Genomic DNA, 17,711 nt, shown 5'->3' with positions numbered 1-17,711 from the left:
TAAATGAGTACTGCTACACACCAGATCGGCTGGAAAACGGCTGCCGCCATCGTTGTCTCCAATATGATTGGGACAGGAATATTCACCACATTAGGCTTTCAGCTGTCTGATATTACCAATACCTACAGCATTTTCCTGTTGTGGATCATCGGCGGAATTCTCGCCCTGTTCGGAGCATTTTGCTATGCCGAGCTGGGATCCCATTTTAAAGGCAACGGGGGAGATTATATTTACCTTAAAGAAACCTATCATCCGATATTTGGTTATCTGGTAAGCTGGATCTCTCTGATTATTGGGTTTTCGGCTCCTGTGGCTCTGGCGGCACTGGCAATGTCAAAATACCTGTCAGCGTTTAACTATACTTTTGGAAACGGTTTTGCCATAGGCTTCATCTTTCTTGTAGCAGCGAGCTTATCGTTCAGTCTCAAAACATCAAGCAGGTTTCATAATTTTTTCACCTTTATCAAAATTGCTTTTATTATTGTTCTGGTGATTCTTGGCGTTGTGCTTTCAGGATCTGAGGCAGGAAACAGTCTGAAATTTACTGACAGCTGGCAGAATGAGATCATGCTCCCGGCTTTTGCAACATCGCTGGTGTTTGTCACCTATTCCTATACCGGCTGGAATTCTGCATCTTATATTGCAGGAGAAATAAAGGACGTTCAGAGAAACCTTCCTAAAGCTTTAATTGTGGGAACTGTTTTTGTCACAGTAAGTTATCTGCTCGTCAATTTTATCATGCTGAAACATGCGCCCGTAAACCAATTGGCCGGAAAAGAAGATGTGATGGGAGAAGCTGCAGGGAATATGTTGGGCACCGGTTTTGGAAAAATCGTCAATGTTTTTATTGCCTTACAGCTTATTGCTACGATCAGTGGCTATTTGTGGGTAGGCTCAAGGCTTACACAGGCTTTTGCAAAAGAAAATCATTTGTGGAGATCACTTGCTGTCAATAACAAAAAAGGAATTCCGGTAAGAGCGATCTTTGTACATGCTGTGATAGCTTCAGTGATCATCCTGACAGGAAGCTTTAAAGAGATCTTTGTATATACGGCTTTTATTCTTCAGCTGTTTGCCAGTCTTTCCATTTCAACTGTTTTCTTTCTTAAAAAAGATCAGCGGAAGATATTTAAATCCAATATTTTTTACATTTTCCCGGCAGTCTTTCTGCTTTTCAGTCTATATATTCTTTATTTTACACTTGTCCATAATCCCAAAGAAAGTATTATAGGGCTTGGAATTGTAGCCTTTGGGCTGGTTTTATATGTAATTGATAGGAAATTTTTTAAAAAACCATAATAAAGAAAATATTCTGTTCGTTCTAAAAACTCCATAAACCTTAATGTTTCAAAAAATTATGTGAATCGGGCAGGCTAAAGGAATTTTAATTTGAATTAATAAATTCTTATCTTTGCACTCTCAAAAATTGCAGAATGTCTAAATCATTAATTCCAAAACTAGAAGCTATTAAACAAAGATATAATGAGGTTGCCGACCTTATTATACAGCCTGATATCATTTCAGATCAAAAAAAATATTCTTCTCTGAACAAAGAATACAGTGATTTAGGAAAGATTGTAAGAGTGTACGACCAGTATAAAGGTGCCCTGGATGCCATTGAAGAATCTGATGAGATCATCGCTGACGGATCAGACAGAGATCTTGTAGATCTTGCCAAAGAGGAAAAACTGGAAGCACAGGCTAAAATTCCAGGCTTAGAGGAAGAATTAAAAGTTCTGTTGATTCCTAAAGACCCGGCCGATGATAAAAATATCATTGTAGAATTACGTGCCGGAACAGGAGGAGATGAAGCGGCTATTTTTGTGGAAGATATCTACAGAATGTATAGCATGTACTTCAAGACAAAAGGATGGAAACATGAAGTAACGGACTCCAATGAAGCGGCAAAAGGGTACAAAGAGCTGATCATGAAAGTGGAAGGGGAGGGTGTTTACGGAATCATGAAATTCGAATCCGGAGTTCACCGTGTACAGCGTGTTCCTGAAACAGAATCTCAGGGAAGAGTTCATACATCTGCGATCACAATTGCCGTGCTGCCGGAAGCTGAAGAAGTAGATTTTGAACTGAATCCTGCAGATATTGAAATGCAGACATCCCGTTCAGGAGGTGCCGGTGGACAGAACGTTAACAAGGTGGAAACCAAAGTACAGCTTACTCACAAGCCTTCAGGTATGGTGGTTGTTTGTCAACAGGCGCGTTCTCAGCTGGCTAACCGTGAACTGGCAATGGAAATGCTAAGAACCAAACTATACGATATCGAATTACAGAAAGTTCAGGGCGATATTGCAGCACAACGTAAATCAATGGTTTCTACAGGTGACCGTTCCGCAAAGATCAAAACTTACAATTACCCTCAGGGAAGGGTAACAGATCATAGAATCAATAAATCTATGTATAATCTCGATGCTTACATGAACGGAGATATTTCTGAAATGATAGACGCTGTCATCATGGCGGAAAATGCAGAGAAGATGAAAGGAGAAGAAGAAAATTATTAAAAATAAATTATAAAAATCAGGCTCTTGAAATTCAGGAGCTTTTTTTTGCTGTATATTCATCCTTGCAAATCCAATGAATTAAAACAAATAGTATGAACAATTTTAAGATCGTTATATTCATGATGCTGGCAGTATTAAGTCAAAACCTGCTGGCTCAGACAGAAGTGAAGAAACCTGGGGAAGTCTTTGAGATGTACTTCGGAACTTTCGTTAAAAATGATGACGCTGCACTTTCTAAGCTGAATGATTATTTAAGGCCTACCGTAGAAGGAGAAAATGCCTATCAGGTAGATTTTAAAACCGTTTCCAGGGAAATGATGAAAGAAAGCACCGACAACTTTTTATCTGCTTTTTCCAAAACTACGGCAGATGCCTGCAGAAAAGAAGCTGAAGATTATTTCACGGCTATGATGGAAAATTTTAAAAATGGAAAACTTTCCGTTAAAGAAGTGAAAGTTATCCAGAATGAATATAGAGAAGAACAGAAAATTGCTAAGATTAATTATTCAGTAAGTTTCAAAGTTCCGGCTAAATTTTCTGATATTCCAACAGGAGATATCAAAGACGTTAAGCCTGAAGACCTTAAGAAATATCTGGTTCAAGGCTTACAGGATTTTAAAAATGCAGATAAAACCGTAGTAACAGAACAGGAGTTCAGTTTATACGAACTTAACGAAGGAGGGAAAACATACTACTGGAACGGCAGTCCTGATGAAATTGTTTCAGGATTGACGGATTTTTATTTTGAAAGCTTCGGATCTAAATAATGATCCTTAAAAATATTAATTAAGCTCTGGTTTCAGGGCTTTTTTTATTTCACATACTTTACGTATTTTTGAGAAAAACCCTTGATTATGAATTTTAAGCCTATGTTATTAACCGCTGGAGTTTTGTTTTCAGCAACTTTTTATTCTCAAAAAATGAATTATCCTAAAGCAGTAAAAGGAAATCAGACAGATACCTATTTTGGTAACGCTGTCGCAGACCCTTTCAGAGATCTGGAAAATGATTCTGATGCGACAAAGAAATGGGTAGATGATGAAGTATCCTACAGCCAGAATTATCTTTCAAAGATTCCGTTCAGAAATAAAATCAAGGAGCAGCTGACAGAGATCTGGAACTATGAGAAAATTTCAGCCCCTTTCAAAGAAGGAGACTATACCTACTATTATAAAAATGATGGCCTTCAGGCACAATCTATTCTATACAGAACAAACAATAAGACTAAAGCCACGGAAATATTCCTGGATCCTAATAAATTTTCAGAAAAAGGAACCACTTCATTATCCAATCTGTCATTCAACAAAAAAGGCAACCTGGCAGCATACTCCATTTCTGAAGGAGGAAGTGACTGGAATAAGATTATTATCATAGACGCCATTACCAAAAAACAGATTGATGAAACCTTGGTAGATGTAAAATTCAGCGGAATTTCATGGCAGGGTGATGACGGTTTCTACTATTCAAGCTATGATAAACCAAAAGAGGGAACAGTACTTTCCGGAATGACCGATAAACATAAGGTGTATTTCCATAAATTAGGAACGAAGCAGTCTGAAGACCAGCTGATTTTCGGAGGAGATAAAACTCCCCGAAGATATCTTGGAGCCGGAGTTTCCGAAGACCAAAGATATCTCATTATTTCTGCAGCCAATGCAACCAATGGAAACGAATTGTACATCAAGGATTTAAAGAAAGGCGGCGATTTTGTGCAGATCAATAAAGGATTTGATATTAATGTGAACATTGTGGATACCCAGGGAGACGATCTTTTTATCTTTACCGATAAAGATGCTCCGAATATGCGTCTTGTAAAAACCAGCATCACCAATCCTTCACCTGAAACCTGGAAAGACGTTATTCCGCAGACGGAAAATGTTCTAGGAATCTCTACAGGAGGAGGATACTTCTTTGCAACCTATATGATTGATGCTATTGATCAGGTAAAACAGTTTGATAAAACAGGGAAGCTGATCAGAGAAATTCAACTTCCCGGAAAAGGAAATATAAGTGGTTTTGGAGGTAAAGAAGAGGAAAAAGAGCTTTATTTCTCTTTCAGCAATTATATTACACCGGGAACTACATATAAACTTAATGCAGATTCCGGGAAATCAGAAGTGTATCAGAAACCGAAAGTGAAGTTCAAACCTGAGGATTACGTTTCAGAGCAGGTATTCTATACCTCAAAAGACGGAACCAAAATTCCTATGATGATCAATTATAAAAAAGGAACAAAACTTGACGGTAAAAATCCTACAATTCTATATTCTTACGGAGGCTTCAACATCAGCCTTCAGCCTTCATTCTCTGTAGTCAATGCGATCTGGATGGAAAACGGAGGAATCTATGCAGTCCCGAATATCCGTGGGGGTGGTGAATATGGTAAAAAGTGGCATGATGCAGGAACAAAAACACAGAAGAAGAATGTTTTTGAAGACTTCATTGCAGCAGGAGAATACTTACAGAGCAAAGGTTACACTTCAAAAGAATATATGGCATTATCCGGAAGATCAAATGGAGGGCTGCTTGTAGGGGCAACAATGACCATGCGCCCTGATCTTGCAAAAGTAGCTTTCCCGGGAGTAGGAGTTCTGGATATGCTGAGATACAATAAGTTCACGGCAGGAGCAGGCTGGTCTTATGACTACGGAACTGCAGAAGACAGCAAGGAGATGTTTGAATATCTTAAATCTTATTCTCCGGTACACAACGTGAAAAAAGGAACTTGTTATCCTTCTACAATGATCATTACAAGTGATCATGATGACAGAGTGGTTCCGGCACACTCTTTCAAGTTCGGAGCAGAACTTCAGGAAAAGCAGAGTTGTAAAAACCCAATTTTATTAAGAATTGAGAAAAATGCAGGTCATGGTGCCGGAAGAGCAACCGATCAGGTGATCAGCGAAAATGCGGATCTTATTTCTTTTGCCTTATATGAAATGGGTATAAATAAATAATCCGTTATTAGTAAAAAAATAAAAAAATGGCTGATTTAATTAAAATTAGCCATTTTTTTAAGGCTGTTATGCGGTAAATTGTTATTTTTGCTTTGGATATTTAAAATTTATTAATTCTATTATTATAGATCATTATGAAAAAAAGAATTTTACTAGTTTGTGCATTGGCGGGTAGTTTAGCCAGCTTAAATGCACAGAGGTGGGTGCCTGCCACACAAAAAACTTCTGAAATAAGAAAAGAAGTTGAAGTTCAATACTCTTACAAAGTAGATCTTGCTTCGCTTAGAAACATTCTAAAAGATGCAGTAGAAACAGGTAAGGATGCAAAGCCGGTTATTGTTTCTCTTCCTACGGCTGAAGGAAAAATTGAGAAGTTTGCAGTATACAGCAATCCTGTGATGGAAAAATCTATGGCGGAAAGATACCAGCTGGGATCATACGTAGGGGTAGGGGTTGATGACCCTTCCAAATATGTGAGATTCAGTACTGCTCCCACAGAAATGCAGTCTATGATTATCAAGGATGGCAAATTCCAGTTCATTGAGCCTATCACTACAGACAAACAGACTTATGGAGTGTTCTATAAGACAAAAAGAACGGCAAGTGATAATGGATTCGAATGTACTACGGAAGAAAAAGATATTAAAGATATCAAATTACTGGAAGCTAACGGAAAAAAAAACCTTTCTAATGTAGGAATTACAAACAGGCCAGCAATTACAAAATACAGAACATATAGGCTGGCATTATCTGTAACCGGGGAATATACTCAGGTGGCTGGTGGAACTGTTCCAAACGCAGTTATCAGAATGAATAATACAATGACTCGTGTAAACGGGGTTTTTGAAAAAGATTTTGGAATACAATTAATAATTCAGGATCTTCCGGCTATCATTTATACGGATGCAGCTACAGACCCATATACTGGGAATTTAAATTTACAATTGCAGCAAACACTAACATCTGTAGTTGGGAACACTAACTATGATATCGGACATGTATTTAATGCTGCAGGAGGAAATGGAAATGCTGGAGGGATAGGTATTATTTGTACCAATCCGGCAAATAATAATTCTTTGGCAAAAGGTTCAGCTTTTACACAAAACACAAATCCAACAGGAGATTTGTTTGACATTGACTATGTAGCTCACGAAATGGGACACCAGCTTGGTGGAAACCACACATTCTCCCATTCATCTGAAAATTCAGGAGTCAATATAGAACCGGGCGGGGGAACTACCATCATGGCATATGCGGGAATTACAGGAGATAATGTACAGCTTAATTCCGATGCTTACTTCCATTATTCATCAATCAATCAGATTCTTAATACTCTGGATGCTAAGACCACTTGTGGGGTTTCAGAAAATATTACAACCAATACTGCACCTGTTATTTCACCTCTTACGCCAAGAACTATTCCCAAAGGAACAGCTTACTATCTTGATGCATCCGCAACAGATGCACAGAGCGATCCGTTTACCTACACGTGGGAGCAATATGACAGTGTGGGAGCAAGCAACACCATTTCCGGAGACAGCGGTTGGGGATACAACACCGAAGGAAGTATTGCAAGATCATATTTCGGAACAGTAGGAGGAAGAAGATATTTCCCAAGTTTTACTACAGTAATGGACGGAAAACTTACTGATAAGGCAAATTGGGAAACCGTGTCTTATATTCCAAGAATATTAAAATACGCTGTAACATTGAGGGATGCAAACCCTGTAAGACCAATGGTTTCTTCTTTGGAAACTACAGTAACGGTAGGAAACGATGGACCATTTAAATTTAATGGGCTTACCACTGCTTCAGTCTTGTATAATAATGCATCAAACACCATTCAATGGGATCCAGCCAATACAACAGCTGCTCCTTATAATGTAGCGAATGTAAAAATAGATTATACCGCTGATAACGGCGTTACATGGACCGATCTGGCAGCTTCAGTACCAAATAGTGGGAGCTATATAGTTCAGATGCCTGCAAGTTTAACAGGAGCTGTTAAATTAAGAATATCTGCATTGGGTAATATATTTTATGCGGTATCTCCGGCAATAACTGTGGGGGCAGCGCCGACATCAACTTCAGCTGCGCCAACAGGAGTTTCCGCAATAGATTCTGAGGTATTCAAAACTACGGCAAGAGTATCCTGGAACAGCGTACCGGGAGCAGCTACTTATTCTGTAAATTATAGAAAAGCAGGAACTACAAACTGGTCCAATACAACAAGTACAGTGAATTCTGTAGCTTTGACAGGCTTGGAAGATGAAACAAACTTTGAAGTACAGGTGGCGGCTGTAGTAAACAGCGTTCCTGGCGCTTTCTCAACGAATTATACCTTCAAAACAAAAGGATTAAAAACAGGAATAGATTACTGTTTACTAAACACAGGTATCAACCAGTTGGGAACTATTGCCCGTGTTCAGCTTTCCAATGTTAACTATCAAGACGGAACTTTCAGATCATACAAAGATGTAAGTGAAAATGCAGCACAAGTTGTCAACCTTACAAAAGGAACTCAATACACTATTTCCGTATTGGCAGGAAGTTCTTCCGGTTATGGTCAGTATCCGTTTACTGTAAATGCCTGGATCGACTACAACAGAAATGGTATTTTTGAAGCCACTGAAAAAGTAATGACCTCCAATTCTGTAGCTGGAACAAGAATAGAAACAGCAAGTTTCACTGTTCCGACAACAGCTTACAGTGGTGATAAATTATTGAGAATGAGAGTGGCCGGAAATTTCAACGGAGCCTTGGCCAATGCTTGTGGAAATACCAACCAGGCAGGAAGTGTAATGGATCTTTCAGTGAAAATTACTAGTGGATTAGCGGTAAATGATGTGAACAATCCAAAAAGTTCAGAAGTTTCTATTTATCCAAACCCTGCAGATACTTTCGTGGAAGTTAAGAACCTGAAAGGGCAAGCAGATTACAGCATTTTCAGTGCAGACGGAAGATTAGTTCAGCAAGGCCAGACTGATGGTAACAACAGAATTAATGTTGCATCACTGACCAAAGGAATGTATGTGATCACTCTTAAAGATGACAAAAACACGTACAATACTAAACTTATCAAAAAATAATAAGTAAGTATATCCATAACTGAGGCCGGGCATTTGTCCGGCCTTTTTTATAGCTTAAAAATCACATCAACTGTACGTTAACATAAGTTTCATGTTTCGTTCAAAAAAATTAACTTTACGCAGACAAAAATTATTGGAATGCGAAAGACAATTTCTGTGAAAACTCCGGATTTTAATATAGAGCCTCAGCAAAGAGAGATCTATAATTTTGAAAAAGACGGATTAGAGTTAAAATCATCTTACACCTCAGAAGATGTTAAAAATAAATCTTTAACACAGACTTCTCCGGGAACTGCACCCTATCTCAGAGGCCCGTATTCCACTATGTACGTACAAAAACCCTGGACGGTAAGACAGTATGCAGGTTTCTCTACCGCAGAAGAATCCAATGCGTTTTACAGACGAAACCTTGCAGCAGGACAGAAGGGACTATCCGTTGCTTTTGATCTGGCAACACACAGAGGATATGATTCCGATCATTCAAGAGTCGTTGGAGATGTTGGAAAAGCCGGAGTAGCGATCGATTCTGTGGAAGATATGAAGATTCTTTTCAACGAAATTCCATTAGATCAGATCTCGGTATCCATGACGATGAACGGAGCTGTACTTCCTATTTTGTCTTTCTATATTGTGGCTGCCGAAGAACAGGGTGTGAAGCAGGAATTACTTTCAGGAACCATTCAGAACGATATTCTGAAAGAATTCATGGTAAGAAATACGTACATCTATCCGCCGGCACCTTCCATGAAGATCATTGCAGATATTTTTGAATATACTGCTCAGAATATTCCAAAATTCAACTCTATTTCCATTTCAGGATACCACATGCAGGAAGCGGGTGCCACTCCGGTACTGGAAATGGCTTACACGCTGGCAGATGGTCTGGAATATGTAAGAACAGGGATTAAAGCCGGAATGAATGTAGATGATTTTGCCCCGAGACTTTCATTTTTCTGGGCAATAGGAATGAATCACTTCATGGAAATTGCAAAAATGCGTGCTGCAAGATATATCTGGGCTACCCTTTTAAAACAGTTCAATCCACAAAACGTAAAATCCTTAGCATTAAGAACCCATTCACAGACTTCCGGTTGGTCGCTTACAGAGCAGGAACCTTTTAATAATATTACAAGAACCGCCATTGAAGCCCTTTCTTCAGCTTTAGGCGGAACCCAGTCGCTGCATACCAACGCACTGGATGAGGCCATTGCCCTTCCTACAGATTATTCAGCGAAAATTGCAAGAAATACACAGATTATCCTTCAGCAGGAAAGCGGTATCTGTGATGTTGTAGATCCTATGGGTGGAAGCAATCTTGTGGAGAGCCTTACCCAGCAGATGATTGAAGAAGCAATGAAATACATCGATGAGGTAGAGCAGGAAGGAGGAATGACAAAAGCCATTGAAGCCGGAATCCCAAAAATGAGGATTGAAGAAGCAGCCGCTAAAAAACAGGCTAAAATCGACAGTGGTGAAGAATTTATCATTGGAGTAAATTCATTCAGAACATCCTTAAAACAGGACGGGATAGAAATTCTGGATATTGATAATACTGAGGTCCGCAGAAAGCAGATTGAAAGACTCGAAAAAATAAAAACAGAAAGAAACCCTGAAGCCGTTACAGAAATCCTGAATGATATCCGTGAAAGCGCAAAGACAGGAAAAGGAAATCTTCTGGCATTATGTATAGAAGCAGCAAGAAGAAGAGTGACCCTTGGTGAAATGAGTGACGCCATGGAAGAAACTTTCGGAAGATATAAAGCCAATATCAGAACAATCTCTGGAGTATATGCTATGAATGCAGGGAAAAACGAATATTTTGAAAAAGCTCTTCAACTGACTCAGAAATTTGAAGAGGAAGAAGGCCGCCGCCCAAGACTGATGGTTGCTAAAATGGGACAGGACGGTCACGACAGAGGAGCAAAGGTAGTCGCTACCGCATTCGCTGATATGGGATTTGATGTGGATGTGGCCCCATTGTTCCAGACTCCTGAGGAAGTAGCAAAGCAGGCCGTAGAAAATGATATACACATCCTTGGAGTTTCCTCTTTGGCAGCCGGGCACAAAACCCTCGTTCCACAGGTGGTGGAAGAGCTTAAAAAACTGGGGGCAGATGATGTTACCATTGTGGTAGGAGGAGTTATCCCCCAGCAGGATTACGAATTCCTGTATGCCAACGGAGCCGATTTTATCTTTGGCCCGGGAACCAATCTTCCGAAATGTGCAGTAGAAATCTTAGATAAATTTTTAAATTAACATTTTTTATAGAATTACTGCATAGCTTTTGTATAGTTTAAGTGAAAAATTTCATTATGGCTTATACAGTAGTTTCAGTATTTCCGGTGACTGTAGATACAGAGGAAATTAAAAAGAATTTAAAAGAAAAAGGTTTTGATGAAGCAAATATTATTGTTTCAAAATCTAGAGTAGAAAGCGGATTGTCGACTGATCATTATCAGGAGGATGAACAAACAAAAAGTTTTTTTGAATACGTTTTTGCCCACGATGCAGAAATGCTTGATGCTTACCGCAAACACAGTATTGGCAGAAGCAATGTTATTGTGTATGCAGATGACCTGCAGCAGGCTAAAGTGGCCAAAACAGTTCTAAATGAACACGGCGCACTCGAAGTTTATCGCAAACCGTCAGAAGCCCGGGACAGTATTCCTGAAGGAATGTCGGAACAGGAATATAACGGAATCATCGCCAAAGCAAGGCATAATATTTATTTTCTTGGATCAGAAAGAGTCTATCATTCCAATGAAGTTAAGGGAATGGACGACGAGATGGACAGCTTAGGATCAAAAGATTAATCTCCCCAATAAAGCAAAGCCTGAATATAAAATTATTCAGGTTTTTTTTGTTTAAAAATTTGAATATTCAGAAAAATTAATATATTTGCACCTGAAAATCAAGTTTAACCTATTAAAAAACAACGAAGCAATGTTCAAAACGAATCAAAATTCTTCAGCTGGAGTACCGCTTATGGTGGTAAGGCTTCGTGGTTTGGTATACTCTTAGAATAATAGTACAACGAAATATCAAAACCCGGAGTCGTAAAGATTTCGGGTTTTTTATTGCGCAATATTTAAAACTCCAGTTTCCCCGAAATCTTTTTTCAATATAGGGAAGAACATAATCATTGAACCTTTTAGGATTCAAATGTATTCTTCATCATTACAAATGATTCAACTAATATTTTAGTTGATAAAAAAGAACATACACAGATCAAAATCTTGAATCTTGTGTCTGGCATCTTATGTCTTAAAAATAAAACAATGGGAAATTTAAAACTAAAAGGAAAAGATATATTAAAACTCGGGTATCCGAATAATCAAAGCGTTAATGTGGCTTTGGAGGTCATGAAAAGAAATTTTGCAACGAAGAATATTCACCATGTAAAATCTATTTTGAAAGAAATCCTCCTTAATCCGGAAGGCTTTGAAAAAGACCTGACTTTCGGGCAGATCGCAGAATCACTGCTTTCATCCAGAAAAACAGAAAAAAGAATGCTCAATACACAGCGTGCGTCCTTTCAGATCTTTGGAAACAATATCTCCGAAGAAGCAAAAAACCAGCTGTATACGGCTTTAAAACTGCCTATTTCAACTCAGGGAGCTTTAATGCCCGACGCACACAGCGGTTACGGGCTTCCGATAGGTGGTGTTCTGGCTGTAGAAAACGCGGTTATTCCCTATGGAGTAGGGATGGATATCGGCTGCAGAATGAGCCTCAGTATTTTGGATATACCCGTTTCATATCTTGACGGAGCAAAGGATAAATATGAAAAAGCTCTTGGCGAACACACCAAATTCGGGATGTACGAAACCCATAAATCTCATATTGATCATGAAATCTTTGAGCGGGATACTTTTGATATGATCCCGGTTTTGAGGAGATTAAAAGGAAAAGCTGTTAAACAGATGGGTTCTTCAGGCGGAGGAAATCATTTTGTGGAATTCGGAGAAGTGGAGATCACGGAAGAAGATGACCAGATTGGTCTTCCGAAAGGAAAATATCTGGGAATTTTATCTCACAGCGGTTCCAGAGGCCTAGGAGCAGAGATTGCACAATACTACTCAAGAGTTGCTGCAGATCAGTGTCCGCTGCCGAAAGAAGCTCAGCAGTTTGCCTGGCTGGATCTGAATACCCATCTCGGTCTGGAATACTGGACGGCAATGAATCTTGCCGGAGATTACGCTTCTGCCTGCCACGACGATATCCACAGAAGATTGATAAAAGCTGTTGGCGGAAGAGTAAAAGCAAGAATTGAGAACCATCACAATTTTGCATGGAAAGAAGTTCATAACGGAAAAGAGGTGATTGTTCACAGAAAAGGTGCAACACCTGCCAACGTAGATGAACTGGGGATGATTCCCGGATCCATGACGGCAAAAGGTTTTATCGTCCGTGGAAAAGGAAATCCTGATTCTTTGAACTCAGCATCACACGGAGCCGGAAGAGCCCATTCGAGAGGAGAGTGCAGAAGTCTTTTTACTCAGAATGACATCAAAAAAGAACTGACGCTGAAGAAAGTCACTCTGATGGGCGGGAATACAGAAGAAGCGCCAATGGCTTATAAAGATATTCACGAAGTAATGAATGCACAGAGCGAATTGGTAGATATCCTCGGAACATTTCAACCGCGAATTGTGAGAATGGATAAGTAAGTTGTTGGTTTATAGTTATCAGTTGAGAGAATTTTACTATTAGTTATAAACCTGCAATATTCCAACCTTATAGGTTTTGAAAACCTATAAGGTTTAAAAAAAATAATAATAAGGTTGGTGTTTATAGTTGGCAGATCAAAAAAATTGTACTGTCAATTATAAACCATCAACTCTCAACAAAAAACAAAAAATGGGAGCACCTCATAACATAAAAAGATACGGAGAAGTCTGGCCGGAATTCAGAATCCTGTACGGACTTGAAATTTTGAATAAGTTAAAGCATAAAGTCATCATATCAGGAGGCTGGGCCTGGCATTTCATGTCAGAAACAGGACATACGGAATACAAACATGCACACGACCACAAGGATATTGATGTTTTTGTAACAAAAGAAAATGCAGCAGAAGCGGTAATGATTCTTCAGCAGGAAGGTTTTCAGAAAGTATGGACCCGGTATGATCATCTTCAGAGTACAGAAAACTTCCGCAGGTATGAGAAAACAGCAGAACTGGAAAATGGTAAATCTCACAGAATTACCATAGATTTCTTTGAAAGGAATGATCTGGAAACTATTGAGATCAATGGTTTTACAGTAGTGAAACCTGAACTTTTACTGACTTTTTACAGAAACATTCATTCCAGCGATAAATGCTGGGCTGTAATGGCTGCTAAAGAATTATTGAACAAAGGAATTGATCCTGTTGGTCATCCGAAATTAAGTGAAATCCCTAAAGTATAGTTAAATGGAAAAACTTATACAGATAACCTCAGGAAGAGGACCTTTAGAATGCCAGTGGGTAACTGCCAAAGTTCTGAAGGTTTTCCTTGAGGAAATTAAAAACAATACAATAGAGTATGAAATCATTCACCGCGAAAACGGAGATGAAAATCTGACTTTGAAATCTGTAACCATCCTTTTAAAAGCAAAAGAACTGAATATATTTTTAAAAACATGGTTAGGAAGCATATGCTGGACAGGAAAAAGTACGTTCAGGAAGCTTCATAAAAGGAGCAACTGGTTTATTGGTGTTTTCGAGCTGGAAGGCCTGGAGAAAATCAATTTCAATGAAAAAGATATTCAGTTCCAGACTACAAGAAGCCAGGGAAGCGGCGGACAAAATGTGAATAAAGTAAATACAGCTGTCCGTGCCACTCATTTGCCAACCGGAGAAAGTGTATTTGCACAGGATTCCCGGTCACAGCTGGAGAATAAAAAGCTGGCTATTATGCGGCTGAAAGAAAAAGTAACCGGATTGTATATCAGACAGCTTGAAAAGAGAATGCAGGATACCTGGAACAATCATCTGCAGGTGCAGAGAGGAAATCCGGTCCGTACATTTTCCGGAACAGACTTTAAAAAGAACTATCAGGATAAATCATTTAAGAAACAGAGAAATGTCCTGAAAAAAGAATTAAAAAAACGATAAAAATGACCTTAACTAAAAGTAAATATTATTTTGAAGCACTGGATAATTGCAGACAGTCTTTGTTTGTTTGGAAAAATATACAGCAATAAGGTTTATGGGAGTATCAGCGAGCTCTTGAAGACCGGAAGATTCATTAATATTAAAAATTTACATGAGTTTGAAAGAAAAAGGGGACCAATAAGTCTCCTTTTTTTGATGAAAAATATTGTTTTGAGAAAGATTGATGAAAAAATATCTCTTCGTTAAGTGTAATTTATGAAACGAAAATTTAAAATAGATAAATAAAAATAATCAGAATAGGGGTGAAATAAAATATTTAGGGGCTTTTTTAAGTTTAATAATTTTCATAATTATTTAGTTTTTAGTAGTTTATATATTTACTATGAATTTAAAGAAAATTATAAATGAAAAAGAAAAATTATTTATTACCGTTTTCTGTCGCTGTGTTTTTTGCTTTTGAAAATGTTTGTGCACAAAGTTCCAAAGAATTTATTCAGGAATATTATAACAAGAACGGCCAAATAGCGCAAAAAAATACTGCTGAAAATAAATCAGGATTTATTATCTTAAATGAAAATATTTCCAAAAGTTTGAGGGCCAGCATTGTAGATGTTCAGCAAACCTATAAGGGTCTCAGAGTTTACGATGCTTTAGGAAAAGTTATTATTCGGGGAAATAAGATTATTTCTGAGAAAAATGAATTTAAAAGGAATATTGTTGTTGACGACCATAAAAATGTCACTGCAAAATTTTCGGAAGATCTTATCAGGAGTAATCTCGGCCTGAAAGATATTACTGAAATAAGTTACTCGTCTGATGTCTATTTTGAGAATAATGGAGCCTACGTGCTTTCAAAAGAATTATTTATTTCTGACAAAAACTCTCCTGATGTTTGGCATGTAATAGCAGACGCAGTCACCGGTGAAATACTCACTAAAGATAATATGACAGTCAGCTGTAGTTTTGAGGATAATGGTCACGACGATAAACGTTCTCAAGAACCGGCGATGTCCCACATGGCATATACGTCTAGTGAAAAAGAGGAAAAGATAAATACACTCGGGAAATTAGCACCGGACAATGCATCTTATCATGTGTTTCCATTACCGGTAGAAGCTCCTACATTTGGACCTCGTTCTATCATCAGTAACCCTTGGGATCTGGTAGCCTCTCCTGAAGGCTGGCATTCCAATGGAACAAACAGCTATACCATAACAAGGGGAAATAACGTTTACGCCTATTCCGATCAGAGTGATACCAATGCACCGGGATATTCTCCGGATGGTGGAAGTTCCCGTACCTTCGATTTTCCTTTTGCCGATGGGAGATATGATAATCCTTTTACCTATAAAGAGGCCGCCATCACGAATTTATTCTACATGAATAATAAACTACATGATATCTTCTATAAATTTGGCTTTACAGAATCAGCAAGAAACTTTCAAACCAATAACTTCGGTAAGGGGGGAATAGAAGGTGATGCGGTAAATGCAGAAGCTTTTGACGGAGGCGGTCTGAATAATGCTAATTTTAGTTCCGGTTATGAAAAGATTGTTAATGGGCAGGCTCAGGTGCGGGCTCCTAGAATGCAGATGTATCTTTATAAAAGAGAACAAACGGATGCAGATCCAATTGTAAGATATCAATATAATTCTCCTGCTTCCATTGTAAACAGGCCAAAAGTACAAACTGAAGGAGCTTCATTTGGTTCCCTCTACGGTCCGCCGGTGACGGGAGACCTTGCTGTTCCTGTACCTGCTGATGCATGTACAGTTCCTACTCTTGGAAGCCTTACCAATAAAATTGCCTTGGTTAAAGGGATTACTACAGCTTCTTGTGATTCCAGTCTTAAAGTGCTGAACGCTCAAAAGGCGGGAGCTGTTGGTGTAATTATGTATAGGCCTAGTTCCGATACACCTTCAGCTATGTCCACAGGGGATTATGGAGATCAGATCACTATTCCTGCCATCAATATTGGAAAGACAGAAGGTTTGTTCCTTGTTGGTGAGCTTGGTAACGGCAATACTATTAATGCAACTCTGAATTTTGATTATAACGGTTTCAGGAATGCCTGCTTCAATAACGGTACGATTGCTCATGAGTATGGACATGGTGTGTCAAATCGCCTGACAGGACAAGGATATAGCTGTCTTTCCTCTAGCAATAGTATAGAACAGATGGGAGAAGGATGGTCAGATTATTTTGCACTGATGACTACAGCAAGACCTGGAGATAGCTCTTCGCTGCCCAGAGGGAATTCAACATATCTTAAGAACCAGCCTACCACAGGAGGAGGCAATAGGCTTGCAAAATACTCTCCGGATTTTTCAGTTAATGATTATACCTATGGAAGAACAAATATTAATACAGAGACTCATGCGATCGGGTTTGTCTGGGCAACTATGCTATGGGATCTTACCTGGAAGTATATTGAGAAATATGGCTATAACAGCGATGTGCTGGCAAGTACCATCTCCGGAAATGCAAAAGCTCTTCAGCTTGTTATTGATGGGCTTAAACTGCAGCCATGCAGCCCAACATTTATTGACGGGCGAGATGCTATTCTCCAGGCAGATGCTGTCGGGAACGCAGGAGCAGATAAATGTATGATATGGAGTGCTTTTGCAAGAAGAGGATTAGGGGTACATGCATCTGCTGGCACTAAAACGGTTGGTAATGATCAGATAGAAGATTTTAGTGTTCCGGCGGAATGTAACTCAGCCTTAGCTGCCCGGGGGATTAAAACAGCAGATCGTAAATTTATTATATTCCCTAACCCGACTTATGACGAATTCTTTGTGGGGAATTTAGAGACTTCTTCTAAAGATGTTCAGATCAAAATGTTTGATATGTCTGGAAAATTAGTCTTCTCTGACAACAGAGATTCCCAATCTAAAAAAGCGGTTTCTACCAAAGGATTCCCAAAAGCGGTCTATATGGTACACATCAAACAGGGTGAAAAAGTTCAGACTGAAAAACTGATAGTAAGATAAACGATACTGTTTAATCAATATAAAGGGCCTGTAAAGGTCCTTTTTTGTAGCTTTAA

11 protein-coding genes are annotated in these 17,711 nt (G+C 38.8%); all 11 read left to right on the top strand.

Annotation, left to right across the window (positions count from 1 at the left end):
- The first annotated feature begins 3 nt into the window (after window positions 1–3).
- The 11 genes from J4Q03_RS10065 (at window position 4) to J4Q03_RS10015 (ending at window position 17,655) form a co-directional block, all read left to right on the top strand.
- Window positions 4–1,299, top strand: coding sequence for an APC family permease (locus J4Q03_RS10065; RefSeq protein ID WP_426048055.1), 1,296 nt, complete (start codon window positions 4–6; stop codon window positions 1,297–1,299).
- Between the two features lie 134 nt (window positions 1,300–1,433).
- Window positions 1,434–2,519, top strand: a complete 1,086-nt coding sequence (prfA, locus tag J4Q03_RS10060) for a peptide chain release factor 1 (protein ID WP_426048054.1) — start codon at window positions 1,434–1,436, stop codon at window positions 2,517–2,519.
- Window positions 2,520–2,611: 92 nt separating this feature from the next.
- Window positions 2,612–3,286, top strand: coding sequence for a hypothetical protein (locus J4Q03_RS10055; protein ID WP_426048053.1), 675 nt, complete (start codon window positions 2,612–2,614; stop codon window positions 3,284–3,286).
- Window positions 3,287–3,373: 87 nt separating this feature from the next.
- Window positions 3,374–5,476 carry a prolyl oligopeptidase family serine peptidase gene (locus tag J4Q03_RS10050; protein WP_426048052.1) on the top strand — a complete coding sequence of 701 codons (2,103 nt, stop codon included), beginning with the start codon at window positions 3,374–3,376 and terminating at the stop codon, window positions 5,474–5,476.
- A gap of 134 nt (window positions 5,477–5,610) precedes the next feature.
- Window positions 5,611–8,565: a reprolysin-like metallopeptidase gene (locus tag J4Q03_RS10045; protein WP_426048051.1), complete on the top strand. Its 2,955-nt coding sequence runs from the start codon at window positions 5,611–5,613 to the stop codon at window positions 8,563–8,565.
- A gap of 138 nt (window positions 8,566–8,703) precedes the next feature.
- Window positions 8,704–10,821, top strand: coding sequence for a methylmalonyl-CoA mutase (gene scpA, locus J4Q03_RS10040; protein ID WP_426048050.1), 2,118 nt, complete (start codon window positions 8,704–8,706; stop codon window positions 10,819–10,821).
- Between the two features lie 56 nt (window positions 10,822–10,877).
- On the top strand, window positions 10,878–11,378 hold the full coding sequence (locus J4Q03_RS10035; RefSeq protein WP_426048049.1) for a hypothetical protein: 501 nt from the start codon (window positions 10,878–10,880) through the stop codon (window positions 11,376–11,378).
- 465 nt (window positions 11,379–11,843) lie between these two features.
- Window positions 11,844–13,235, top strand: a complete 1,392-nt coding sequence (locus J4Q03_RS10030) for an RtcB family protein (RefSeq protein WP_426048048.1) — start codon at window positions 11,844–11,846, stop codon at window positions 13,233–13,235.
- A 190-nt stretch (window positions 13,236–13,425) separates the two neighbouring features.
- Window positions 13,426–13,974 carry a nucleotidyltransferase domain-containing protein gene (locus tag J4Q03_RS10025; RefSeq protein ID WP_426048047.1) on the top strand — a complete coding sequence of 183 codons (549 nt, stop codon included), beginning with the start codon at window positions 13,426–13,428 and terminating at the stop codon, window positions 13,972–13,974.
- A gap of 4 nt (window positions 13,975–13,978) precedes the next feature.
- Window positions 13,979–14,662 (top strand): peptide chain release factor H, encoded by a 684-nt coding sequence (gene prfH, locus J4Q03_RS10020; RefSeq protein ID WP_426048046.1) that lies wholly within the window; start codon window positions 13,979–13,981, stop codon window positions 14,660–14,662.
- 404 nt (window positions 14,663–15,066) lie between these two features.
- The gene (locus tag J4Q03_RS10015) at window positions 15,067–17,655 is read left to right on the top strand and encodes a T9SS-dependent M36 family metallopeptidase (protein WP_426048045.1); all 2,589 of its coding nucleotides are present in this window, start codon (window positions 15,067–15,069) and stop codon (window positions 17,653–17,655) included.
- Window positions 17,656–17,711 lie beyond the last annotated feature (56 nt).

It is taken from the genome of Chryseobacterium sp. NFX27 (genome assembly GCF_049887855.1).
Classification (GTDB): Bacteria; Bacteroidota; Bacteroidia; order Flavobacteriales; family Weeksellaceae; genus Chryseobacterium.
Note: the sequence above shows the minus strand (reverse complement) of the source record. Positions and strands in the feature narration are given on the sequence as shown.

Coding starts and splice junctions, on each gene's coding strand:
- J4Q03_RS10025 (WP_426048047.1), top strand. CDS start 13,426: ATGGGAGCACCTCATAACATAAAAAGATACGGAGAAGTCTGGCCGGAA.
- J4Q03_RS10045 (WP_426048051.1), top strand. CDS start 5,611: ATGAAAAAAAGAATTTTACTAGTTTGTGCATTGGCGGGTAGTTTAGCC.
- scpA (WP_426048050.1), top strand. CDS start 8,704: ATGCGAAAGACAATTTCTGTGAAAACTCCGGATTTTAATATAGAGCCT.
- J4Q03_RS10055 (WP_426048053.1), top strand. CDS start 2,612: ATGAACAATTTTAAGATCGTTATATTCATGATGCTGGCAGTATTAAGT.
- J4Q03_RS10015 (WP_426048045.1), top strand. CDS start 15,067: ATGAAAAAGAAAAATTATTTATTACCGTTTTCTGTCGCTGTGTTTTTT.
- J4Q03_RS10065 (WP_426048055.1), top strand. CDS start 4: ATGAGTACTGCTACACACCAGATCGGCTGGAAAACGGCTGCCGCCATC.
- prfA (WP_426048054.1), top strand. CDS start 1,434: ATGTCTAAATCATTAATTCCAAAACTAGAAGCTATTAAACAAAGATAT.
- prfH (WP_426048046.1), top strand. CDS start 13,979: ATGGAAAAACTTATACAGATAACCTCAGGAAGAGGACCTTTAGAATGC.
- J4Q03_RS10035 (WP_426048049.1), top strand. CDS start 10,878: ATGGCTTATACAGTAGTTTCAGTATTTCCGGTGACTGTAGATACAGAG.
- J4Q03_RS10030 (WP_426048048.1), top strand. CDS start 11,844: ATGGGAAATTTAAAACTAAAAGGAAAAGATATATTAAAACTCGGGTAT.
- J4Q03_RS10050 (WP_426048052.1), top strand. CDS start 3,374: ATGAATTTTAAGCCTATGTTATTAACCGCTGGAGTTTTGTTTTCAGCA.